The 23,160-nt window shown below is 49.1% G+C and carries 19 protein-coding genes; 12 read left to right on the plus strand and 7 right to left on the minus strand.

The window, feature by feature from the left end; genetic code table 11:
- The first annotated feature begins 24 nt into the window (after positions 1 to 24).
- The 4 genes from CWC22_RS02300 (at position 25) to CWC22_RS02315 (ending at position 6,899) form a co-directional block, all read left to right on the plus strand.
- Positions 25 to 1,419, plus strand: a complete 1,395-nt coding sequence (locus CWC22_RS02300; RefSeq protein WP_058797074.1) for an ATP-grasp domain-containing protein — start codon at positions 25 to 27, stop codon at positions 1,417 to 1,419.
- Positions 1,420 to 1,494: 75 nt separating this feature from the next.
- Complete coding sequence (locus CWC22_RS02305; protein ID WP_138538320.1) at positions 1,495 to 4,086, plus strand: M14 family zinc carboxypeptidase; 2,592 nt, start codon at positions 1,495 to 1,497, stop codon at positions 4,084 to 4,086.
- An 82-nt stretch (positions 4,087 to 4,168) separates the two neighbouring features.
- A complete protein-coding gene (locus CWC22_RS02310) occupies positions 4,169 to 6,643 on the plus strand; it encodes a cation:proton antiporter (protein WP_138538319.1) in 2,475 nt (824 codons plus the stop codon).
- An 82-nt stretch (positions 6,644 to 6,725) separates the two neighbouring features.
- Positions 6,726 to 6,899, plus strand: a complete 174-nt coding sequence (locus tag CWC22_RS02315; protein WP_164517486.1) for a hypothetical protein — start codon at positions 6,726 to 6,728, stop codon at positions 6,897 to 6,899.
- 59 nt (positions 6,900 to 6,958) lie between these two features.
- On the opposite strand, the gene CWC22_RS02320 is transcribed toward CWC22_RS02315, so the two are convergent.
- The 3 genes from CWC22_RS02320 to CWC22_RS02330 are packed head-to-tail and all read right to left on the minus strand — an operon-like array spanning position 6,959 to position 9,646.
- Positions 6,959 to 7,414: a DUF3299 domain-containing protein gene (locus CWC22_RS02320; RefSeq protein ID WP_416365151.1), complete on the minus strand. Its 456-nt coding sequence runs from the start codon at positions 7,412 to 7,414 to the stop codon at positions 6,959 to 6,961.
- A 52-nt stretch (positions 7,415 to 7,466) separates the two neighbouring features.
- Positions 7,467 to 8,963 carry an ABC transporter permease gene (locus CWC22_RS02325; protein WP_195879845.1) on the minus strand — a complete coding sequence of 499 codons (1,497 nt, stop codon included), beginning with the start codon at positions 8,961 to 8,963 and terminating at the stop codon, positions 7,467 to 7,469.
- Positions 8,960 to 9,646, minus strand: coding sequence for an ABC transporter ATP-binding protein (locus CWC22_RS02330; RefSeq protein ID WP_010383374.1), 687 nt, complete (start codon positions 9,644 to 9,646; stop codon positions 8,960 to 8,962). The genes CWC22_RS02325 and CWC22_RS02330 overlap by 4 nt, the downstream gene beginning before the upstream one ends.
- A 195-nt stretch (positions 9,647 to 9,841) precedes the next feature.
- Between CWC22_RS02330 and CWC22_RS02335 the strand changes: the two genes are divergently transcribed.
- The 6 genes from CWC22_RS02335 (at position 9,842) to CWC22_RS02360 (ending at position 16,280) form a co-directional block, all read left to right on the plus strand.
- Positions 9,842 to 10,945, plus strand: a complete 1,104-nt coding sequence (locus CWC22_RS02335) for a phosphoribosylaminoimidazolesuccinocarboxamide synthase (RefSeq protein WP_138536705.1) — start codon at positions 9,842 to 9,844, stop codon at positions 10,943 to 10,945.
- Positions 10,946 to 11,095: 150 nt separating this feature from the next.
- Positions 11,096 to 11,881 (plus strand): methylamine utilization protein, encoded by a 786-nt coding sequence (locus CWC22_RS02340; RefSeq protein ID WP_138536707.1) that lies wholly within the window; start codon positions 11,096 to 11,098, stop codon positions 11,879 to 11,881.
- Positions 11,871 to 14,186, plus strand: coding sequence for a putative bifunctional diguanylate cyclase/phosphodiesterase (locus CWC22_RS02345; protein ID WP_125558452.1), 2,316 nt, complete (start codon positions 11,871 to 11,873; stop codon positions 14,184 to 14,186). The genes CWC22_RS02340 and CWC22_RS02345 overlap by 11 nt, the downstream gene beginning before the upstream one ends.
- Positions 14,173 to 15,015, plus strand: coding sequence for a DUF3034 family protein (locus CWC22_RS02350; protein ID WP_138536709.1), 843 nt, complete (start codon positions 14,173 to 14,175; stop codon positions 15,013 to 15,015). The genes CWC22_RS02345 and CWC22_RS02350 overlap by 14 nt, the downstream gene beginning before the upstream one ends.
- Positions 15,016 to 15,096: 81 nt before the next feature.
- Positions 15,097 to 15,477 (plus strand): group I truncated hemoglobin, encoded by a 381-nt coding sequence (locus tag CWC22_RS02355; protein WP_138536832.1) that lies wholly within the window; start codon positions 15,097 to 15,099, stop codon positions 15,475 to 15,477.
- 161 nt (positions 15,478 to 15,638) lie between these two features.
- Positions 15,639 to 16,280: a beta/gamma crystallin-related protein gene (locus CWC22_RS02360; RefSeq protein WP_138536711.1), complete on the plus strand. Its 642-nt coding sequence runs from the start codon at positions 15,639 to 15,641 to the stop codon at positions 16,278 to 16,280.
- 364 nt (positions 16,281 to 16,644) lie between these two features.
- Here the strand turns inward: CWC22_RS02360 and CWC22_RS02365 are convergent, their stop codons facing one another.
- The 3 genes from CWC22_RS02365 to CWC22_RS02375 form a co-directional block, all read right to left on the minus strand.
- Positions 16,645 to 17,484: a glycosyltransferase gene (locus CWC22_RS02365; protein ID WP_171044997.1), complete on the minus strand. Its 840-nt coding sequence runs from the start codon at positions 17,482 to 17,484 to the stop codon at positions 16,645 to 16,647.
- Positions 17,485 to 17,860: 376 nt separating this feature from the next.
- The gene (locus CWC22_RS02370; RefSeq protein ID WP_230090614.1) at positions 17,861 to 18,601 is read right to left on the minus strand and encodes a glycosyltransferase family 25 protein; all 741 of its coding nucleotides are present in this window, start codon (positions 18,599 to 18,601) and stop codon (positions 17,861 to 17,863) included.
- Positions 18,602 to 18,651: 50 nt separating this feature from the next.
- Complete coding sequence (locus CWC22_RS02375) at positions 18,652 to 19,656, minus strand: glycosyltransferase family 9 protein (protein ID WP_138536715.1); 1,005 nt, start codon at positions 19,654 to 19,656, stop codon at positions 18,652 to 18,654.
- Positions 19,657 to 19,751: 95 nt separating this feature from the next.
- Between CWC22_RS02375 and CWC22_RS02380 the strand changes: the two genes are divergently transcribed.
- Positions 19,752 to 20,582, plus strand: coding sequence for a sulfurtransferase (locus tag CWC22_RS02380; protein WP_138536717.1), 831 nt, complete (start codon positions 19,752 to 19,754; stop codon positions 20,580 to 20,582).
- A gap of 12 nt (positions 20,583 to 20,594) precedes the next feature.
- On the opposite strand, the gene CWC22_RS02385 is transcribed toward CWC22_RS02380, so the two are convergent.
- Positions 20,595 to 21,776, minus strand: a complete 1,182-nt coding sequence (locus CWC22_RS02385) for an ROK family transcriptional regulator (RefSeq protein WP_138536719.1) — start codon at positions 21,774 to 21,776, stop codon at positions 20,595 to 20,597.
- Between the two features lie 294 nt (positions 21,777 to 22,070).
- On the opposite strand from CWC22_RS02385, the gene CWC22_RS02390 reads away from it, so the two are divergent.
- Positions 22,071 to 23,156, plus strand: coding sequence for a substrate-binding domain-containing protein (locus tag CWC22_RS02390; RefSeq protein WP_230090615.1), 1,086 nt, complete (start codon positions 22,071 to 22,073; stop codon positions 23,154 to 23,156).
- The last annotated feature ends 4 nt before the right edge of the window (positions 23,157 to 23,160 follow it).

Consider the following 23,160-nt stretch of genomic DNA (forward strand, 5'->3'; position numbering starts at 1 on the left):
AATTTTGCCAAGGTGGCCCGAGCAATGACTGCAAAACCCAAACTCCCAAAGATTGGACTTCTCTATCTGGATTACGTGTTACGTTTTTTTGATAAATCCAACTTCAAAGGTTGGCCAGATAAAATCGAAACTGTGGTATATCACTGGGGCAATGACAAAGCGCGCTTTATTGCCGAAGTGAAACAAAAGCAAATTGATGTGCTGATTGGCAATATACCCGCAACGGCCTATGAAACGTTCCGCGAAATTGCCCGTGCCTTGCCGCATGTGCGCTTTTTGCCCTCGCTGGACAGTCAGTTTTCCAATAAGTCAAAAGAGAACGTGACGCACTTTTGCCGTAAGTACAAGTTACCGGCACCGCATACCGAAATTTTTTACGTACCTGAAAAAGCAAAGCGTTATCTCAGTCAGGCCACGTATCCTAAGATCATCAAGCGCTCGTATGGTCCGTCCAATTACGGCGGCTACTTTGTGCATAAAGTGGATAACTACGATGAAGCGATGGCATTGCTGACGGAGAAAAAATACTACCCGGCTTATGTACAAGATTTTGTACCGATGGAAGCAGATATTCGTGTCATGCTGGTGGGTCATAAACCCGTATGTGCTTTCTGGCGTCGTCCTCCTGAAGGAGAGTGGTTAACCAACACCAGCCAGGGTGGCAGCATGGATTATCAGGCAGTCCCTAAGTCGGTACTTAAGCTGGCGACCGCAGCGTCAAAAGCTGCCAATGCGGAGTACTGGGCCTGCGATATTGCGCTGGGCAAAGATGGCAAGCTACGCATTTTGGAGTGTGCCACGGCATTTGCTGCATTCCCTTACATTCGAGATTGGATAGGCCAGTATCTGATGTGGCTGCTCTCGGATGGTCACTTCCGCAAGCCAACGATCCCGCTGTATAACTGGGAAGAGCTTGGCAAAATCGATTCACGTCTGCTGCGTACGATGCGTCATATCGGGTTTTCCAGTTATACACCAAGCCAGGACTGTGGCGAGGTATTTCATGGTATGGATGAGCAGCATTTTCCTATCCTGGATACCCAGTATCAGCGTCTTGAAGAGTGGCCAAGTGAGATCTGGAATTTGCAGGACAACTTTGTGTTACACGCTAAGTCGGCCGCAGCCAAAGCCTGTCAGCCCATTCCTGGCAGTGATGAGCAGGCTGGCCTGGAGCTGAATAGTTACCCTGCGCCGGTGTTCGATGATGCTCAGATCCGGGAGATCCTGGCACAGGTGAAAGGCATTGGCGACAAGATGATCGATGAGATCATGTCGACCTTTGGTGCACATGGTGTCGTTGAAGCACTGAACACTGAGCCGCAACAACTTTGTGTGGTGAAAAACCTTAAGGACAAAAAACTAGAAAAGATCGTCGCACACTGGCAACAAGTCATGCCGTCTGGAATGACCACACATTAGTGTCTCTTGCTGTACCGGATCAGGTTGGCCTGATCCGGGTTATAGCTTTTCGTTTTCCGCAACTGAGCAACCGCTATGAAAATCCAATACGCGTCCTATCAGGACACCATAGAGTTCCTGCAAAGCGCCATGAGCGCGCACCCCCATTTGATCCGTTTACAGAGCATAGGTGAAACCTGGGAAGGTCGACCGATCATGCTGGTGACTATTTCGCTGGATGTCACCTACGCCGATGATAAACCTGCGTTACTGTATACTGGGTCGATCCATGCGCGGGAGTGGATTGGCAATGAGCTGGCGGTAAAGTTTGTTCAGTATGTGATTGATAACTATCGTTTCAACCCGAAGCTGCAAAATGCTTTGACCCGTAATACTTTGTATATGGTGCCGTGCCTGAATCCAGATGGTTTTGAGTACTCCCGTAACCATTTCTCATTCTGGCGCAAGAATCGGCGTAACAATGGCGATGGGACGTTTGGGGTGGACTTAAACCGCAATTTTGATGCGAAGTTTATGCGTAATCAGAACACAGGATCGAATACCTATGGCGGGCCTCACGCGTTTTCTGAGCCAGAAACGTGTGCCATTCGTGATTTTGTAGAAAGCCACGAGAACATTCGTATCGCACTGGATTATCACTCCCAGGGCAATGTGTTTTTTCCGGCGCATAAGTTCAATCATGAAGTAGAAATCGAAGGGACCGATCTGAATGTGCTGTGCGCCAATATGAATCACGAGATCAAAAAGGTGACTGGCCGCCAGTATGGGATCCACCGGGGCAAACCGCCGGCTCAGCTGATCCACGGCAGTGGCCGCGAGTACTATTATCGCAAGGGGATCATTGCCACCGTAGTGGAAGTGGGCACGCGTAATATTCCGGATTATATGAAAAATATGTCTGAGAGTGTGGCCGAGAATATTCCGGCCGTACAATATGCGCTGAGTGAGGCGATCAATTACTCGCCGCTGGCCCCCAAGCGAGTGGAAGGCTTTACCATCAAATCCGTGTCCCATGACAGTGTTGAGCTGGAATGGCAATATGAGGATCGTGATGACATCTATTTTGAAGTCTATCGCAGTCAGCATAACAAAAACCCATGTGGCGAAGAGACCTTAGTCGCCATTACTAAAACGCTGAGCTTTACGGACAGTCAGCTGCTCAGCGGACACAGTTATTTTTACAACATTCGTGCCGTGGATAAGGTGACCAAGATAAAATCGCCATTCAGCCCTGAGCTGCGGCTGAAAACCCGTCTGGCACGAACCGAAAGCGCCCGTACTTTATTCCCTGCCCGTGAGTCGGTGGGCTACTTATCGCAAAATAATCAGGTCAAAAATAAAGAACACTTTGGTTATAACTCTATGTTTATCGGGGTTGATAAGAAGCGTGGTGTTAGCATGGGCGTGGTGCAGTTTGATCTCAGCAGTATCAACGCAGGATCGCAGATCTTAAGCGCTCAGTTCTTTATCTATCCCATGAATCGGGTGGCGGCCAAAATTGAAAAATATGGTGAATGGTCGGTGGCGATCCTTGATGCTGATCAGATTGAAGACATCTATGACTACGCTGCCATTGCAGAGGCTAAGCCTTTGCATACGCTGGGGCAAACCATTGAGTCTGACAAACTGACTCAGGGGATCTGGCTGAAATGGCAGTTTAATGGCGTTGAGCGTAGCTTGCTGGCCAAACTCTTAAAACAGCAGCGTCTGTTACTGCGGTTGCAGGGGCCTAAAAAATTGCCGCTGGGTAAAGACTCTCAGGTGATGCAGTTTGATATCGGCTATGGGCCATTTGGTAGCGGCTTACATTATCGGCCCAATCTGGAGCTGGTTTATCAGTTGCCCGAACAGCAACTGGTCCTGAGTCCATTGGCCTGTAATACCATTTATAAAGACAAGGTGGTGGCCGACAAATTGGCATCTGGGTTCGATACCGAAGGCGATATTGTGTACGGACAGATGTCGTTTGACTTAAATGTGGACTTGCCTGTGGAGCGTACCGTGTTTACTAATGCCTGTCTGACGGTGCGCTCGTGCAATTCCATCGCATCCGCGCGGGACGTGCGCTTTACCATAGAATTGGTGGAATTGCGGGACGTGGATTATCAACACGTTAAACAACGGCAGAAAATAGAGTATATCGGCTATGAGGTCAGCAACGAACAACTCAGAGAGCGTGCAGAACATCACTTTATTTTCGATAGCTACAGCTTGCAGGAGCTGGAGCGTTTGCATCAGGCACAGACGCCTTTTTACTTTATTATTCGCGCCACGGCGGAGTCGCAGGCAACGGATGCACTGGTAAACTGGACTAACTGTCAGGATCAGCAACCCGCGCAGCTGAAAATAGACTATATCGCACGACGCAAACATCCGGTGGCTGCACCACATAATCTACAAACTCAGGTCGAAAACGGCGTGGTGAAACTGACCTGGGACAATGAAGAGGATGAGGATCTGGTGGGCTTTTTCGTGGTACGAAACCGCTTCCATCCGCCACGTTCTCCGTTTGATGGCGTAAAGCTGTATGGCGGTCGAGACAACTATACCCTGGATAATTTTGGTACGCCGGATATTGCTAAGTACTATGCGGTGTTTAGCTATGATGATGTGCCCAATTACTCGCAGCCAGTGACGATTTACTATCCAGGCAAAGCTGAGGACTGAGTTTTTTGCCCATAAACTAACAGGGCCAGCCTGAGTGAACTAAGCTTACTGCATTCTGAGCCTATCGGTTAAGGTGGCTGGTATGCAGTTTGAATCTGGCATTCTGGTCCTGGTTTTTTTGATCCTGGCCCTGTTTATAGGGGCGCTGACCCGGCATGTCCTGAAAAATACCCAGATCCCCTATACCGTAGCGCTGTTGGTGATTGGGATCTGTATTGGTCTGGCACAGCGCGGCGATGTCTTTAGTGGTGACACTCAGATGGTCGGCGATACCTTAGCCCTGGTTGCCGACATTGAACCGCACCTGTTTTTATTTTTATTCCTGCCTACGCTTATCTTTGAGAGCGCTTTTGCGATGGAAGTGCACTTATTCCGCCGCATGTTTACCCAGATTGCTATTTTGGCCGTGCCTGGCCTGATGCTGGCCATCTGGCTGACGGCCGAATTATTACATATGAGCGTGCCTGAGCACTGGCAATGGAGCTGGGCCATGTGCCTGATGTTCGGTGCCCTGATCAGTGCTACCGACCCGGTTGCTGTGGTGGCCTTACTGAAGGAAGTGAGTTCGCGTAAACGCCTCGAAACCCTGATTGAGGGCGAGTCTTTGCTCAATGATGGTACCGCCATCGTGTTTTTCAGTTTGTTCTATGTCTGGGTGCTGGCCAGCAGCGGCGGAGAGGGAGCCATGATGGCTTCACCGTTGCAAGCTGTCGGGCAGTTTGCCGGTGTGGTACTGGTCGGTTTGGCGATAGGTCTGGTACTGGGTGGGTTATGCATTATATGGATCGATCGGGTATTTAACGATCCTATGATAGAGATCACGCTAACCATCGCGGCGGCATATTCAGCCTTTTTTATCTCCGAGTCGTTTCATGTCTCCGGTGTAGTGGCTGTGGTGACGCTTGCGCTGGTACTGGCTAGTGTGGGACGAACCCGAATCAGCCCGGAAGTAGCTGGGTTTTTACATCATTTCTGGGAAATGATGGCGCACATTGCCAATACCTGTATTTTTCTGCTGGTGGGGATCCTGGTGGCCATTCGGGTGCCGCTGGATGATCTACAGGCGTGGCAGACCCTGGGCATTTTATATGTTGGGATCATGCTGATCCGCGCGACATCCATCACTGTGTTTACACCGCTGTTGAGCCGCATAGGGGTCGGTATTACTTTTGAAAAAGCCAGTGTCTTATGTTGGGGCGGGTTGCGAGGGGCTGTGTCACTGGCGCTGGCTTTGACGGTGGCTGCGAGCGAGGCGATCCCAAAAGAGATCAGTGATCGCATGTTGTTTTTATGTGCCGGGATTGTGGTTCTGACGATTTTAATCAATGGGGGCACTATGGGCATGTTGCTGAAGTTCCTGCGCCTCGACAGCCTGCCTCCAGCCAAACAGGCTACGGTTGACAAAGCCAATCAGCAAGTGGCCAATACCCTGCAAACCATGCTGCCGACTATGATGGACAGCCCATTTTTACGTGGGGCTGACTGGCAGCAGGTGAAAACCCAGGTCAAGCTCGGGGCTATGGCACAAACAGATGCAGATGCGCCGATCGATCAGTCGGACTTAGACACGGCTTTTTTGCGTCGTTTACTGGAAACCGAACGTAAACACTACTGGACTCAGTTTGAGCAAGGTACATTGGGTAAACGGGCAACCAATTTGCTGGTTGAAGCGGTTGAACTGGCACTGGATGGTGAGCCCTGCATCGGTCAGCGTGATAGCTTGTTGGCAACCTGGCAAGTACCCGGCTGGCTAGAGCGAATGCGGGGTATCGCCTGGTTAGAGCGGACGTTATTACGGTTGTATTTTGAGCGTTTGGTAGTGGGGTATGATGTGGCCAGGGGCTTTATTCAGGCGCAGGAAGCGCTGGAAAGTCATATTGATACTTTGTCGCCGAATGCACAGATAGCGACACATGTGCGCCAGCAGGTGCAGGATAATATGGCTCAGACCATCGCGCGGATCAATGAGCTTCAGGAAACGTTTCCGGATATAGTGCAGGCGCTTCAGTCACAGGCTGCAATCCGGTTACTGCTGAACCGTGAGCGGGCTGTGATTAAAGAGCAGCTCAAGCTGGCGGTGCTCGACAAACCCGAAGCCAGCCGGTTGCTGGAAGATGTCGAAAAACGTATGGCGGCGCTGCAACAGGTATCGATTTTTCGCCAGACGGAGGCGGCACAATTGGATCAGCAGATCCCCTGGTTACATGGCGTCACACAGAGCACCCGCGAACAGATCAGCAGCTGCCAGGAGCGCGGTATTTATGATGTGGGTCAGGTGTTGATAAGGCAAGGTAAAGCGCTGAATAAACTGGGTGTGATTTACCGGGGCAGTGTACGTGAAGTGGTTGCCGGTAAGCAGGGTAATAGCCAGGTTGTTGTCAGAGGGCCGGGCGAGACACTTGGCATAACGGCTTTACTGACGGGGTCATCTGCTCTGGATTATCTGGCTGAAACGCCCTGTGAAGTGGTGTGGATCCCGGTTGATAAGCTGAAAGCACTGATGCAGGAAGACCCCACATTGATGTATATCCTCTGTCAGCAGCTGGCTCAGAGGTAACTTTACATTTGACTAAAATGTGTGCAAAAGTGGAAAGGTGCTAAACAGCACATCTTTAAAGACAACAATAAGGAAATACACTATGAAATTACAATTAAACAAAAAATCGATCAAGCAGTTGGGTGGCCAGACGCGTTTACTGGATGGTGCACAAACACCGCAGGTTGCCGGTGGCGTGCGTTATACTGAGCGTGACTCGTGTAACACGATTGCTGTTATATGCGATACCTATCATTTCAGAAGCTGTCTGTGCTAAGGCTGGACTGACTATCTTGTGGCTCATCATTGAGCCACTTTCAGACTGATAACCGACGTTTATAATTCAAACGGCGCGACGCCAACTGCTTCCATTTTATAACCGGTTTGTGCCAGATCGCCTTTCCAGGTGGCGACCTTCATAGTACCCGTCACGGTAATCGCATCATACAGGCTGTCGATGGGCACCCCATTCTTGATTTTGACATGCACGATCTGGTTGGGCGGCGGTGGTGGCACGTGAATACAGGCTCCGAAGTAAGGCACCAGTAAGAACTCAGTGATCACTTCACTGTCTCCTTCAAGCGGGACTACAAACCCGGGTAAGCTCACCTGTTTACCATCTAAGCTTTTAACAACCGGGGCATCGAGATCCGGCTGTACCCAGTTTTGCTGATCGCCATCATGACTGGCCGCGGCGTCCTGATTGCTGATTTGGACATGGCCTTTTGGGATCAGATCATCCCAGAAAATTTCTTTAGGCGGTGCTGCCTGCGCCTGCACGCAAAACAGCATCAGCGTTGTGCAAAGCCAGAAAATAGTGCGTAATGGTGTCATTCAAAACCTCTTATAGCTTGATGCTCATGCCATCGCTGAGCGAATAGAAATAGGCTCGGGTTGCAGGCAATATGCCCATCAGTGTGCCGGCCGCCATAATAACCCCGATCAACATGAGTTCATAGTGACTGAGCAGTGAAATGCTCAGGCTAATTCCGAACTGACTTTGCAGCGTGCCTTGTGCCAGTGCAATCAGGGCGTAAAACAAGGCAATGCCTAATGTGCAGCCTGCTGCGGTAATTAAGATAGCTTCGCTGCTCATTAGAGTGAAAATGTGTCGTGGTCGCGCGCCCACAGAGCGCAAAATGGCCAATTCTCGGCGGCGCTGGTTCAGCGTCGCCAACAAGGTGGTCAGCATGCCCAGAAGGCTGATCAAGACCACCACGGCAGAAAACAGCAGCAGGATCTTTTCTACCAGGCCCAGCATGCGCCACAGCTCACGTAATGTAACGCCGGGCATGATGGCCAGCAGCGGCTCTGCTTTGTAATTATTGATATTACGGCGGATCTGCAAAGTGTATAGCGGGGAGTCCAGCCCCATTAAAAATGCCGTGATCTGTTTGGGTTCACCAATCAGATCGCCATGCAGATCTGCGGGGGCTGGTACCGCAACTGCGACGGTGTCGGGTTTATCGTGTCCATGACCGTGGTCATGGCTGTCATGGTGCTCATGTCCATCTGCATGGCCGTGGTCATGGCTGTCATGGTGCTCATGTTTATCTGCATGACCCTGGTCATGGCTGTCATGGTGCTCATGTTTATCTGCATGGCCGTGGTCATGGCTGTCATGGTGCCCATGTTCATCTTGATGGTCATGCTTGTGTCCAGCAGGCTGTTTTGGCTTACCTAGCATGCGGGGAGTTGATTTAGGCTGGCTATGCATGGCCTCGATGGCCGCCAGTGGCACATGCACGGTTTTATCGACCGGCGTGCCGGTCGGTGCCAGGATCCCAACTATAGTCATCGGATTATCATCGTGATGATGGAAGCTGGTATTGCCCATACCGTGTGAAATCACAATTTGCTGACCAAGCTGGTAATGCATTTTTTGGGCGACGTCACTGCCCAGCACCACTTCCTGTGCATTAACAAAAGCGCGGCCTGCGGTGAAAGCCAGTGTTTGTTTCTTACCATAGCGAAAGTGTTCAAAGTAAGCGCTGTTGGTGCCCAGTACCGCATGACCTTTGTGGCTGTCGCCCAGGCTGATGGGAATAGTCCAGCTCACACCTCGCTGAGCTTTTATGTCCTGATAGCTGTCCCAGCTTACACTATTATTGGCATGACCAATGCGAAAGACACTGGAGAGCAGCAGCTGGATGTCGCCACTTCGGGCACCGACGATAAGATCGGTACCTGATACGGTATTGCTAAAGCTGCTTTTCGCTTCCTGACGCACCCTTTCAATGGTCAGCAGCAGCATCACACTGATGGCAATGGTGAACAGGGTCAGCAGCACGCTGGCCTTGCGGTTGAGCATACTTTTGCTCGCCAGACTGATTAATCTCATTGGCTTGCTCCGTTTAATTCAACCAGACTCAGGTGTTTGTCAAACAAAGGGGCCAGGCTGCTGTCATGACTGACGAACAAAATGGTTGCGCCATATTGGCTGGCCTCTTTAAATAGTAACTCGATAAAGGTATTGCGATTGTCGGCATCCAGTGCGGAGGTGGGCTCGTCAGCAATGATCAACTCAGGCTGACCAATAAAGGCCCGGGCTGCGGCAACACGTTGTTGCTGGCCAATACTCAGCTGAGCCACAGAGCGCGACATGATGCTGGCATCCAGACCAAGTTCCTGTAACAACAGTTCGGCCTGCTGAGCCAGGGTTTTGCCCGACGTCTTAATACGGTCGGTACGGCTGCGAGAAAAATGGCAGCCGAGCATGACATTTTCAACCGGACTGAGGTAAGGCAGTAAATTGAAGTTCTGAAAGATTGTGCCGATGTGATCGGCTCTGAATTTGTCTCTGGCGGCATCGCTGAGCTGTGCCAGATCACTGTTAAGCAAGCGGATGCTGCCGGCTTCTGGCTTGTTAATTCCGCTCAGCAGTCCCAGCAGCGTTGATTTACCACTGCCGCTTGGGCCATGTAAAAAGACCCGCTCACCGGCGGCGACTTCAAGTTTGGGTATGTTGAGGGTGGCGTCGGCGGCACCGGGCCAGCGAAAAATCAGGTCGTTAATCTCTAACATAGTCTCACATCAATGGCGGATCACGCCCGCATCATAAAATACTTGCGCCGCAAGCTAAACCCACCTGCGGCATATCGCTGTTCAGTGCGGTAAAGCAATTGTGATTTGTTGGCTGCTCGACTATCATACACCGCTCTAACCCCCTCTGTATTTTGCGTCCTTTAGCAAGACGCAGCCGTTCTCTATGGAGATACAATGAGTAGCTACAAAGTTCTAGACGTCAATGACGATCTACCCATTCGCACCAAAGGTGCTGTGCACAGTGGTAAAGTACGTTCAGTTTATTGGTTAACCGACCAGGACAGTGCCCGTTTGATCGAAGAAAAAGGCTATGATGTGCCTGCCGGAACAGAGCTGGCGATCATGGTGATCTCGGATCGCATCTCGGCCTTTGACTGCATCTGGCAGGGCGAAAATGGCCTCAATGGTGTACCGGGCAAAGGTATCGCACTGAACAGTGTCGCCGCCCATTGGTTTAAACTATTCGATGAAGCGGGTCTGGCAGGTAATCACATTGTGGATATACCTCACCCATACGTGTGGATCGTGCGTAAAGCCAGCACCGTGCGCGTCGAAGCCATCGCCCGCCAATATATCACCGGCAGCATGTGGCGCGATTACAGCAAAGGTGTGCGCGAGTTCTGTGGGATCAGTTTGCCAGAAGGCCTGACTGCGCATCAAAAGCTTGACGATGTGCTGATCACGCCGTCAACAAAAGGGATCATTCGTGGCCTGCCAGATGTGCCGGAAGTCGATGATGTGAATATCACACGTCGCAATATCACGGATAACCTGGATGCGTTTAACTTTAAGTCAGACGCCGATGTGGCCCGCTATGAGCAGCTGCTGAGCGAGGGCTTTGCGTTGATCTCTAAAGAGCTGGCCAAGCTGGATCAAATCTTTGTGGACACCAAATTCGAATTTGGTTACGTAGAAGATAAAGATGGCAGCGAACGTTTGATCTACATTGATGAGGTAGGCACGCCGGATTCATCACGGATCTGGGATGGCCCGGCATACCGTGACGGTAAAATTGTGGAAAACTCTAAAGAAGGCTTCCGCCAGTTATTGATCAATAATGTACCGGACAGCGATGTTTTGCTGAACAAAGACCGCATGAGCGAGCGCGAACAGCTGGCTGCCAGTTATAAGTTGCCTGAGCTGGTGATGATGTCGGTGTCAGATACGTATGTGGGCATCGCCAGTAAAATTGTTGGCCAACAGCTTAGTATTCCTCAGAACCCACGTGATGAGGTGATTGCCGTACTGGATAAAGAGTATGGTCTGATCGACGCCTGAGCCGTCTGAAAAACATAAAAAAAGCGGCGATAAGCCGCTTTTTTTATGGCTGTTTAACCGCTGGATGCAGGCGTGAATGTGTATTCGTCCTTGCTTTTCTTTTCAGCGTCACTTTTACTTAAGGTAAGCAAGTGGCTCAGGCAAATTTCCATGAACGTCAGCGGGCATAACCCGGTAAGGATCGCACAAGGGCACCTGATCTTGATCAGGCGAGCGCTGGGGTGTGCACGAAAGATAGTTGGCGTGCGTATTTTTGCCTGGTCTGTGTGCGCCTGGATACTTGCCGGCTTAGGTGGTCCTGTTTATGGGGCTGATAATGCACTCGACAATAGTGCAGGTAAGGGGGGCGGTAACGGCTCCGGTAACGGATACACCCTTCAATTGCGTGATCAGCACAGTGCACCCTTATCCGGTGTGGTGGTTGAAGTGGTTGCCCCCTTACGTGCGGGCCAGGTGCAGCAAGTTGCCGTAATGGATCAGGTCAATAAGCAATTCCATCCCAGACTACTGACCATAATGCAGGGTCAGGCGGTGAGCTTTCCCAACAGTGATGATATTCGTCATCATGTCTATTCTTTTTCTGAGACCAAGCGTTTTGAGCTTAAATTATATGCGGGTACACCTATTCAACCGATACGATTTGAACAACCGGGTGTCGTTGTTCTAGGATGTAATATTCATGATTCAATGGTGGGCTATATCTATGTTTCTCAATCAAAAGACGTGCTTACCAGCGATCAATCGGGCACAGTGCAGTTACCTGCTTATGCGCAGCAAGTGGCTATCTGGCATGCACAACAAACACAGGATATCGACACTCGCAGGATAGTGACGGTGACAGAATTACAACAATCCGGGTCTGCTATTGTAGAAACACAGGCACCGGCACCCAGAAACACATTCTCGGAGATGTTTAAGGATCATCATGGGCACTAGTTTTAAAAATCGTATTATCGCCTTGTGCGTCGGGTTGGTACTGCTGACAGCGGTTGCCAGCTTAGCCAGCTTCTGGTGGTCTACCAGCCAATTCAATGAGCGCAAGGTGCAGCAGGATATTCAGACGGCGCAAAATGTCTATCAGCAATATCTCAGTGCTAAAGAGCGTTTGCTGGTGACCGCCGCTACGGTACTGACGCAAGATTTTGGCTTTAAACAGGCGGTTGCAACGCGCGATGCACCGACCATTGAAAGCGTGCTGTTTAATCACAGTCAGCGTATCGATGCTGATCTGATGTTGCTGCTGGACGTGCGCGGTCAACTGATCTCTGCCAATCAGGCCGAAATTGAGCTGGCTGAAGATCTGCGCCCGTTGCTCAGAGAGTTGTTAAATCATACCGAACAGTCTGCTTTTGTCAGCCTGGATAAACAATTGTATCAGGCCATTATTTTGCCCGTGAAGGCACCACGTACCATTGCTTTTGCGATTGTTGGCTTTGCCGTTGATACGGAAGTGGCGGGTCAGCTGCGTGAACTGACTGGAATGGAAATGAGCTTTATTGGCCATGGTGAGCAGATCAAAGCCAGCTCGTTGCGTTTGCCCGAATCCCAGGATCTGTTCGCCTATCTACATGAGCAAAAAATCACCCGCTGGCTGAGCGAGTTTCCGGTTTATATTAATGCGGAGGTTGCTTTGCCCGCGTTGAACTCTTCTCCGGTTAGTTTGGTATTAAGCGCTGATATGACCAAAGACTATCAGGAATTCGATCAGCTGGTGTTGACCATTATTTTATCGTCCTGTGTGACCATGCTGTTTGGCTTTGTGGCCAGTGGCTTTTTAGCGCGGAACCTGGCCACCCCGTTACAGCAGTTAACGGTGATGGCACGTCGATTTGCTTTGGGTGACTACGAAGCCACCGTACACGAATCGAGACCGACTAAAGAGATCTGCCAGCTGGTTGATGCCTTCCATGAAATGGGCGATGACATTCAGGCGCGGGAAAAGCAAATTCGTTATCAGGCCAGCCACGATGGTCTGACACGCTTTTACAATCGGGCGGCCGCCATGGAGAAGCTTACCCGCTTGTTGCAAGATGGCCGTGTCTATTACCTGCTGGTCGTGGATATTAAAGGTCTCAGGCACATTAACGATAAGCTGGGTCCACGTGTGGGCGATAGCTGTATTCAGGCCGTTGCACAGCGGATTGAACAAATCGGTGCCAGTTTTGAAGGGCTGAATGCCCGGCTCGGTGGGGATGAGTTTTTAACTGTGCTGGCGGCCAAAGAAGACAGTTCAATGGAAGGCTGTGTCGCGGGATTTCTGAGTGCGCTGAACCAGCCCTACCAGGTACAGAAACTGGAGATCAATCTGCGCTTTAGTGTGGGGGTAGTCCATTACCCGGAGCAGGCAGACGATCCGGAAGATCTGGTACGCCGTGCTTTGATTGCAGCAGACAATGCGGCGCAGCAGGGCAGTAATTCAGTGTATTTTTATCAAACCGGCGAAGACGAAGCCTACCTGGAGCGCTTATTGATCATTGATGAGCTCAAAGCGGCGCTGCAAAGTGACGACGGCCAGCTGTTTATGACTTATCAGCCTAAGCTCAACATGCACAGTCAGCAGGTCGATAAGGTGGAATCACTGATCCGCTGGCAGCGGCGCAATGGCGAGTGGGTCTCGCCTGAGTTTTTTATTGATCTGGCAGAGCAGTCTGGGCTGATCGTCGAGCTGACTCAGTGGGTGCTTAAAACGGTGGTAGCGCAGGTTGCCAACTGGGTTGAGCAAGGGATCACCATGAAAGCGGCCATCAATGTGTCGGCACAGGATATTGCGGATCCCGACTTTGTACCCCATCTGGAAGCCATGCTGGATCGCTATCAGATATCGCCTTCATTGATCACCATAGAGCTGACAGAGCGAGATATGATCGAGAATGAAGAGAAAGGGATTGCCGCACTTAAAGTGCTCAAAGAGATTGGTGTACATATTTCACTGGACGATTACGGTGTCGGGCAGACCTCACTGGGCCGCTTAAAAATGCTACCGATTGATGAGCTCAAGCTGGATAAGGTGTTTATTCTGAAGCTGGCCGAAACACATCAGGATCAGTGTATTGTGCGCTCCACTATCAGTCTGGGTCATCAACTTGGTTTCTCTGTGGTTGCTGAAGGGGTCGAAGATAAAGCGTCTTTGGAGCTGCTCAAAGAAATGGGGTGTGATTATGCTCAGGGGTATTATCTGAGTAAACCACTGAAGGCGGAGCTGTTGACACAATGGCTTGGCCAGTATCATGAAGCAGGCTAGTCTCTGTTTAGTCGTTTTATCAGGCTGCGCACTATGGATAAGTGCCACCTGTATGGCAGGCTCCGGTAAGTTACTGGCCACACCCGGTGTTTCTCAGGTAGAAGGCAGTGCGGGTGGCGGCATTGTGCCCTGGGCACAGCTGTCGGGGTATGCGAGTGACGAACAATGGAGTCTTGGCGGCTTTTGTAGCCGCGCCAGCGTCGATGATTATCGACTGGATGTGTGCGGTATTCAGGCCAACCTGTTTGACCGTGTCGAGCTGAGTTATGCCGAACAAGCTTTTGCTGTGCCTGCACTCAATACAGAAATAGAACAGTCTGTAAGCGGCGTTAAAGTACGCCTGTATGGGGATATCGTCTACAGTGCCTGGCCACAGTTGAGTCTGGGGATGCAACATAAATCACTCAAAGATGATGCCGTTGCCGCTTTGCTGGGCGCCGAGGAAGACAGTGGCACCGATATCTATCTGGCTGCCAGCAAGCTGCACCTGGGGGCACTGGGCGGCTTGAACGCATTTTGGAATATCACGGCGCGCCATACCGAGGCCAATCAACTAGGTTTGCTGGGCTATGGTGGTCAGCAGGGCAGTGAACGCATTTACCTCGAAGCCAGTGCGGCCATTTTTCTCAACAGGGAGCTGGCGCTGGGCTACGAGTATCGCGAAAAGCCCGACAACCTCGGGTTGGGTGAGCAGGCATGGCGGGATGTATTTGTTGCCTGGTTTATCAATAAGCAGGTTAATGTCACCGCGGCCTGGCTGGATCTGGGCAGCATTGCCGGTCAGCCAGATCAGACCGGTTGGTATGTTTCTGTCACCGGCTATTTTTAAGGAGTTAGGGTGTATCAGCGCATCACATACTATGCTCGCAACGCACTGTGTAGTTTGATAATACTACTGACCGGTCTTTCCATGGGAGGATGTCAGTCCAGTACCACACCAAGCTTATATCAGCAGATTGGTGGTCAAGCAGGGTTGGAGCGCCTGGTCGATTTGTTCATTCAGCAGATAGGGCGTGATAAAGCCATTCTGCCTTATTTTGCCAAAGCTAATGTGAGCCATTTCCGCCAGGGTTTTATCACTCACTTATGCGATACCCTTGATGGGCCCTGTGAGTATCAGGGCGATTCTATGGTCCAGATCCATACCGGAATGAAGATCACCGAAGCTGATTTTAACCGTGTGGTTGAGCTGTTGATCAATGCCATGACCGAAGCCGGAATAGCCCATACTACGCAAAACCAAATCCTCTCAAAGTTGGCACCATTACGCAGTGAAATGATAAAAATATAGATATAAAATCCGATGATTTTTACCTTTTTTTAATTTCAATCCATAAAAATACATTTTTTGGTTTTTTTATTTAATATAAAAATAATCATATTGATGTTGCAATATGGGTACACGTTCTCTAGAATTGCGCCCCCAATTTGTAGTAATAAAGGAAACATGGAATGAAATATTCATTGGCAGCTTTGTTGGCGACTCTGTCTTTTGGTGCGACCGCAGGCGCAACAATTTATGAGCACGGTTACTTTAAAGGTAAGTCAAGTTACATTGGCGATGGGGAAATGATTGATGAGCTGAATAAGCGTCGTATCTTCGCGAATGACAGTGTCTCATCCTTAAAAGTAGATCACGGTACTTGTGTTGTTCTGTATAAGAATGCAGGTTACAGCTCAACTGCGAAATACTTTTCTGGCGGAGAGTATGCAGACTTGGTTGACTACCGTTTTAATGATGAAACCACGTCAATTCAGGTATTTAAGAGCCACCGTTGTGAAAGTGCTATCATGACTCACTTCTACAACCATGGTGATTACAATACACGTGGCGGACATTTCTCATTACCACCAAATTCTTTCATTCGTGATTTGGACAAGGGACACGATGCTACATACTGGCACAAAGAGTGGCATGCAAATGATGTGGTTTCTTCTATAAAAGTTGGCATTAACTCATGTGTTACACTGTACAGAGATCATCACTTCAGAGGTGCGAGTAAAAAGGTTGGTAAAAACGCGCCGACATTGCGCGCATACAACTTTAACGATGAAGCTTCCTCTATTCGAGTAACATCGGGCTCTTGTAAGTAACGACAAGAGTTTAAAGTAATGAGTATGGGCGTATTGCCCGTACTCATTCTTGCCCTACCTATATTCATTATTTTTTCTGGCGTTGTTGTATTCTCTGTGACTTAGTGATCCGCTACTGCCCTTTTATCAATATACTCACATCATAAACAGAGTGAACATGCCGGCACCGTGGCTCTATAGCATGATACTCTATACTTTTTCGCCAACAGCACTGTTTTTACTGTGAAGTTACTTTTCTCAGTGACCCCACATAGTCCGCTCTGTCTAAGTCATGCTTTCGTCACTAAATAAAACGCGCAAGTATCAGAGCCAAATTGCTTAATCACTATGACCGGGAGTGGCAATAAAAATGCCTTGCTTCCAATTATCTGGGTACATACCATTGACACAGTTGAGTTAAAATGAAGTTTGGAAGTGGGTACTTCTTGTGGATCTTTTCCAGGTAAAGAGTCCAGGCGTGTGCCTTTAGTGTCGCTATTTCTGCGTCATCTACGATTCCCTTGTAGAACTGAGCGAAGTCCCGGATAAACTGTACATCCCGACGGCGGTTATTTTTTGCGTAGCCTTTACCTGCGTAGTGAATAAAATCAGCTTCAAGGTAGTCATCATGACCGAACATATCCATACGATTAAATGACCTGTCGAGTGTTTCATGAGCAATGTTATGTCTATGCAAAGTGTAGTTAAAATAGCTTTGGTCATAGTGAGTGATCTTGTTACAGATTTTTTGTAAGTCATTCAATTCAGTTTTTTTGAAAAGTTCGCACTGTTTTGAAGTAAGAATGATTCCGGCATTGTAGTAGACAGGGCGATTGTCTTGCTGTGGCCAGTTAACCTTGCCGAGTTCCTGTTGGATCATCTCAATATCAGGCGCTCGCTCTTGTTTTACCCCTTCGTTAAACCAGTACGCTTTACTCGTATCAGGGTAAAGTTCAAACACATCCCTTGCATGAGGCGTGATCAACACGTCGGCATCAACGTATAGCACTCTGTCATATTCCTCAAGGAGCGCGCCAATTCTTAACTTCTCAGTCCAGGCCGGGCTGGCGTTATATCGTGGGTTATCTATTTTGATGGGGTAGCGCAATGAGTCTGAAATGATGAGATCAGCACCTACCTTTTTAGCATATATTTCGAAGGTTTTAAGTGCAGCACGATACATAGGGTTATTACCTATGGCCAATGTAAATATTGCTTTTTTCAAGTGTTTTCCCCTGATATTGATGTGAATGCTGCTGTATTGTACCTGTGCTTTGCACAAGGTTGTCATTAGATATGAAAATGCTCATTTTGGCAATGTTGTAACTGAACATCCCAGTTTAGCGTTCATTAGAATGACATAGGGCTAAAATAGTTCAGATAACGAAGTGCAAATAAGTTATCACACTCCGCCAGTTCATAGTCGTATTTATATCCGTATCGCAGTTGGATTTGCGACACATGTTCAGTGGGTAGCCAAAGTAGGATGCTGTAACTAAGTTTGCAAAGTCTATAAACTTAGCGCCAGTATCCTAATGAGGGGACTAGCCTAATGGGAGAGGCGTGACTAGATGCTAAAGCAGGTCGTTACGCAGCGGATATCAGAGAATATCCTTCAATGTCGCTGAGCGAAATTGTCTTTGCAAAAATAATCTGATCCGGTGTTTTGCGTTCCGAGTAAAGGTGCTTCTGCCGGAATGTTGTCCTTTGTTCAGGATGGCAATCTCACTTTCGAAGCTAATATCTTCTGAGACGGGATACGGTTTGATACCGACTACGCGTAGTCCGATTTCACCGTGAAATTGCAGGTCGACATCCACAGGTCGATAAAAAGGCTTGCGGTTGAGTAATTTCTTAGCGCCAGCCAGGCTGATAAGATAGCCTTGAGTGCCGTTTGGTACTTTCTTGTAGTTACCTAGGGTAAATTGTTCATTGAGCGCTCGCGTATCAATAAAAGGGTTGGCGCGATTATCGGATAATTTGATCATATCCCAGCCTTTCAGGTCTGGAATGAGAGCCAACAATGGTGCCAGGCTGTCTTCAATATGCAGATCATCTTCAAGTACGAGCGCATAAGGCAGGTTTTCGTTGACTACTTTTTCATAGATACGATAGTGGCTAATGTAGCAGCCAATTTCACCTGGTGTCAGGTGTCTGTGATAGCGTTGCAAATTAGCTTCTTGGTCATACCAGGTTGCTACTTCTGATTCAGGCAGCTGCTTGCCGTTGGTGGCAGAAAAACGGCTAGCATCCAGCCCTACTTCTTGTAAGCGAGTATAGGTTGTTTGCCATCTGTCTTCACAGCCATCCATATTGATAATAAAAATAGGAGGTTGCATCATTGTGTTTACTACGAAATTACTCAGGACGATGTCATTAAAGTGTCACCTGCTTATTTGAACAGATCCAGGTATCGTTCGGCAAGGTATTCTGGCTCTATTGCGCAAATAATCTCAGCTTCATTAAGGCTTGTTGAGTGACTGGTAATAACTTGACAATGGGTCGTTAGAGGGGCGACCAGTGAAAAAGGAGAAGTGCCCAGACCAACTAATGCCAGCGTCGGTATATTGCATGCGGATGCAATATGCATTGGTCCTGAATCTATAGTAATCATTGCATCCATGGCTGAGATTGTATCGACTAGCTCGCCTAATGAGGTTGTACCGGCGAGATTAGTTGCTTCAATATTTTTTCTAGCAAGCTGTTGCCTCAACTCTTCAGCGTCATGGTGTTCGCTGCTATCGCCCAGTAAATACAAATGTGTCTGAGTCTGAGCAACAATTTTCGTCAACGCGTTTGCTGCAAGATGCACCGGGTAGTGACGCGTGGCCTTGTTCTTGCCGCCAATATAAACTGCGGTTGCATGAGGCTCCGGGTGTGTCAGTTGAGCTTTGTTTGCTCTAAGTCGCGGTAAAGAGAAACTCTGCAGTGGTTTCCCATGTGCGTCATTTACCAGACGACAATAGCGAAAGATATAATGATGACATTCATTGAGTTTAAGCGGATGAGAAAGTAAAGGTTTGCGGCCATTCTGAGCATAGCCAACCACATAACGGATCCCTGCCAGTTTTGCCAATACTGCTTCTATGAATGAACCACGTAACAGTACCGCCATGGAGAATTGAGAGGCTTTCAGTGTTTTGGCGAAGCGATATAAACCGATACGCTCATTTGGATGATAGCGAGCATCTTCTATCAACTCAAAGTCATATCCTTCAGCCCTTTCCAACACGTCGCGCATGTAGGGGCGAATAAGTAAGCACACCTTTTTTCCTGGATACAAGTTATTGAGCAGCTCGATCGCAGGTAATGAGTTGATAGCGTCGCCAATAAAGCGAGGAAGTATCACTAAAATGGGACCATTGATGTTATTAGGCTCGATGGCTTTCTTGGACATGGGTTTTCTTGTTATGGGCACTGATCCAAACTAGTATACCCAAAGCGAATGAACAAAATCATCCTTGTCCTACAAATTTATACAAAAGTTAAAAAATGAAAAACACTAAAAGTTGTCACTGGTTACTGAAAAACCTCAGTCGCGTCACTGTGCTTGATTGCGGCATGCTCAAACCAGGAACAAAAGGAAATTATGTGCCATCGGGGATCATTGCGGGGGCAAAACGTTTTGATATCAGCCACGCCTTTAGTGATGTCACTGGCGCATGTCCCAATACAATGTGCAGCGCAGCGCAATTTCAGCGTGGCGTCAGGGCATTGGGAATTAACCAGCAGGATACTGTGGTTGTTTACGACAATTTTGCTTTATTCAGTGCTGCCCGGGCCTGGTGGATGTTTAAGGCTATGGGGTTTGAGCAGGTTTATGTGCTGGACGGGGGCTTAGTCAAGTGGCTTGAACTGGGCTTACCTGTTGCTACTGACTATGGGCATAGCAGTGAACCCGGAGATTTCGTCGCCGATCCTCAAAGAGGTTACTTCATTGATAAGCATGACGTGTTAGAAGCGATAGATAGCCCTGAAGTATTATTACTGGATGCACGCAGCCCGGCGCGGTTTAGCGGCCAGGAACGAGAACCCCGCGTGGGGATACGCAGTGGCCATATTCCGGGCAGTGCGAATGTCCATTATGCGAGCGTGCTGGATGACAGTGGGTTAATTAAACCGAAAGCGCAGTTACGGGCTTTATTAACGGAAGCCGGGGTTATTAACCAGGCCTTACAATTTAGCTGTGGCTCCGGGGTCACGGCCTGCATTTTGGCCATGATTGCGGATGAGTGTGGGTTTTACCCTTTATCTGTTTATGACGGGTCCTGGAGTGAATGGGGGCAAGACGCAAGTCTGCCTGTTGCCACTTGCCCCACATAACACTTTACTAATCTAGTAGACCAGCTCCTGAAGTTCACTGGGCTGGTTGAGAGCTGGAAAGTACAAGGTCTGCATGTTTTTAGCGCTGAGTGCACTGTGCAACGGCAAGGTAGCAATGCCCTTGAGGGCAATGTTGGCGACGTCCGGGGTTTTGACCAGTCGCACCACCTGGCGTTCGCCAAACTGCGCAATGGACGGAATGAACGGGCGTAATTCAGATGTGAGCTTATCAAGCAGCCAGTCATTGATGTCACCGCCCAAAATGATGGTTTGGGTATTCAGCAGGGACTCAATGCTGTGGATTGCTATTCGCATCGGCTCCGCAGCCTGTTCGAGCCAGCGCTCTATCACCGGGTGTTCCTGTAGTTGGTGATGCAGCTCTTCGGTACTGCAACCTGGGCGTCCGAGGCTGTTTTTTAGGGCACTTAACGAGGCAAAGTCGTTCAGCCGACCCAGTTCAGCGGTGTCATCATCTGTTTCAGGGGTCACAAACAGCTCACCCAGTGCGCCGGTCAGGCCATTCTGACCGAGCAGGATCCGTCGATCGTATACCACCGCCGACTCCACCTGGTTACCCAGATGTACATAGACAAAGCTGTCCAGCAGCCGGGCTTCGCCAAACAACATCTGAAAACTGGCGCAGGCAGATGCCGTTGTTTCCAGTGCCACGGGTACGCCCAGCGTATCGGCCAGTTGCTGCTGAAGTTCCCGATTGTGGGCAAAAATTTCGACGCCTTTAAGATGGCTCAGTTGTACCGATAGGCCGCAGCCAAGCACCTGAGAAACGCTCAGGTTGGCGACGGTCAATAAGGTGTCAATCAGATATTTGGCCTTATCGAGCAGGGTATCGCCTGTATCAAGGTGGGTGTGTAGTCGGTTGAGTAGTTCACCGTTGAGATAAAACAGGCCAACTTCCAGCTCGCGATCAACGATGCGTATTGCCAGCGTATATGCCGCCTTTTTATTCAGAATCAGCATTTTTGAAGGCTTACCCGCACCTTCTGATTTTTTTATACCGGTTTCTTCAACAAGTTGAACGCTCAGCAGTTCTTCCACCATGTTGGTTATGGTTTGTTTGGTCAACTGGGTATTGCGGGCAATCTCAACACGGGAGATTGGCCCCTGAGTGACAATCTGAGAGAGTACAAGACGCAAATTTATCGATTTATTCTGTTTTGCGTTGGAGCCTTTCAATGTGTTCGCCTTACTATTTGAATCTAATTTGGGGGTTTTATCATGATATCACCCCAGTCAATGTGCCGTATGTACCTGCTTACACAACACATTCTCCCTGAACTAAGCCGATTATCTTACTCGATCATGAGGCTAAACCGAATAAAAAATAATTAGTCAAACTAATTGACATAAACGGTTTGTTGGCTGAATATGACTATAAATACAACAAAACAGATCCTAAATGCCAGTATAAAAATGGCAGTTAGGGCGTTCGCAAGCGCGAATTTTAATAATCAACAGCAGGATCTACCTATGTCTACAGGAACTCAGATGAATGGCCACCGCCGTCGGACGTGGTTTAGCGGGATGTTTGCCGCTGCTGCGCTCTGTGCAACGTCGATGAGCTGGGCAGCACAAAGTATAGACTGGAGCAAAGCGGCAAAATCCAGTGATATCCACCTGACAGAGCAGCAGAGTGAGCAAATTAAATCAAAAGATTTGACTGCCGCGCTTGTTTGGCATGGAGCCAGTCCGTGGGTGGCTGCAGTATCGCGCGGCGCACGTGCCGAATTTGAAAAACTAGGCATTAGAGTGGTGGCTGCGACTGACGCCCAGTTTGATCCTGCGAAGCAAGTGGCCGATCTGGAGAACATTGCCGCGCTGAAACCCGATATTATTCTTTCGCTCAGTGTTGATGGAGTTAGTACCAAGCAAAGTTATACCAAAGCCATTGAGCGTGGCGCTAAACTGGTATTACTGAGCAACCCCATCCCGGGTTTTGAGCAAGGCAAAGACTTCGTCGGTATCGTGACGGATGACATGTTTGGTATGGGCAAAGCGGCGGCTGATCTGACGGCCAATGCGTTGGGAGATAAAGGCAAAATCGGCATGATTTACCACGATGCCAGCTATTTTATCACCAATAATCGTGATAATGCCTACCGCAAGGGACTAACAGCTTACCCCGGGTTGAATGTGGTTATCGAAAGGGGATTCATTAAAGAGCATGAGACCAGTAATGTCGCCGCGGCGATGGTACTGCAACACCCTGAACTGGAGGCCATTTATGTGTCCTGGGATGCCGCCGCGGAAGGGGTGGTAGAAGCACTGCGTTCTTTAGGTCGACGCGACATTAAAGTGATCACCCATGATCTGGGAGTGAATAACCTGCTGGATATGGCGATGGATGGCAATGTGTATGGCACCATTGCAGACAGGCCATTCGACATCGGGCAGACCATGGCCCGACTTGGCGCTGCCTCTACATTGGGTTTACCGGCGCCACACTTTACCTTAGTGCCGTTTGACACCGTTAAGCGAGACAACATTGCTGAGATCTGGCAGCGCGCATTTCAGTCGCCACTGCCAAGACTCCTGAATTTAGCGTTAAAACAATAAGGAA

The sequence above is a fragment of the Pseudoalteromonas rubra genome (assembly GCF_005886805.2).
GTDB classification, from domain to species: domain Bacteria; phylum Pseudomonadota; class Gammaproteobacteria; order Enterobacterales; family Alteromonadaceae; genus Pseudoalteromonas; species Pseudoalteromonas rubra_D.